Source organism: Clostridium sp. SGI.024, from assembly GCF_050315195.1.
Taxonomy (GTDB): domain Bacteria; phylum Bacillota; class Clostridia; order Clostridiales; family Clostridiaceae; genus Clostridium.
Window position 1 is genome coordinate 1 of the sequence record NZ_JBNPON010000143.1, and the last position, 1220, is coordinate 1220.

Below are 1220 nucleotides of genomic sequence, written 5' to 3' on the forward strand. Positions count from 1 at the left end.
CTATAAATCCTCACTTTTAATGATTAAATCTCTTCAAAGTCATCATACATTTCTTTAGGAAATCTGAAACTAAAAGATCTTATAGTTTCTTTTAATAGCCATATCTTAATAACTCTTTATTAATTAACTTTCAACTTCATCAATAAATTCTATTTTCATATGTTTAAAAATGTCTTTCATACTAAGCATTTATTTTCCATATATTCTTCCCCTATTATTTAAACAAGAACTAATATGCTTATTTTATTAGGATCTATAATATTGATTACTATATTTTTATTAATCATTATTTAAATATTTCTCAGTTATCTCATCTATTAAACTATTTAACAGAGTCTGATAGCTTAAATGAGGAAATTTTTCTTTAACTTTATCAATCTTATCCCAAACTTCTTTATATAATCTTACAGTTTTAGCTGTAGGTTTATCTTCACTATAGTATATCTTTAATCCTAAGTCCCTTGTAACTTCTTTAGAACTACCTTGTATACACATCATTTCTTTAAATGCTTTCTCCAGCATATCAACCTTTTTACTTAAATATAAAAATTCTTGATTTTGCATTAAATCAATAGTATTGCTGGAACTTATTTTCTCAATAGCTGGCTCAGTTACTTGCTTCTTAACTAATTCGGGCTTTTTATAACCATCTTGCAATACAAATTGCCCGTTTATCTTTTTAACATTTTTTCTAGCTAATCTTTTAGCAATAACCCTTTCATTAACATTAAAATCATTTTCCTCAATATCCTTCATAGTTCTACCTTTTAGTAATTCAGTATTAATATATTCAATAATCTGATCTAAACTCATATCTTCATAAATCATAAATAACCACCTTATAACCAAATTGTATCTAATACTAATATATCATTTAAGTTAGTATATCTGAATAAAAAAATTAAAATCTCTTATAGAAAAACAACAACTTCTCTGTTGTTGTTTTATATGTTTTATTTAAAACTTTGTTTTAAATGTTTAGGATACCTTGTAAGCCTTGATATAACTATGTTTTAAAATTTAAATAATACATTTACGTACCTAAATAATACATTTACGTACCCCAATATAGGTTAAATAATACATTTACGTACCTAAATAATACATTTACGTACCTAAATAATACATATACTTATATATTGTATTAGTATTTGTGGTTATGGTAATATATTCGATAGTGTAAAGTTTCGTATGAAAAAATAGAGTTAATCAAAGTTAAG

1 protein-coding gene is annotated in these 1220 nt (G+C 23.9%); it reads right to left on the reverse strand.

Features of this window, described 5'->3' with window-relative positions; translation table 11 throughout:
• Positions 1–279: 279 nt before the first annotated feature.
• Complete coding sequence (locus tag ACQRD5_RS17110) at positions 280–828, reverse strand: hypothetical protein (RefSeq protein WP_427747108.1); 549 nt, start codon at positions 826–828, stop codon at positions 280–282.
• Positions 829–1220: the final 392 nt, after the last annotated feature.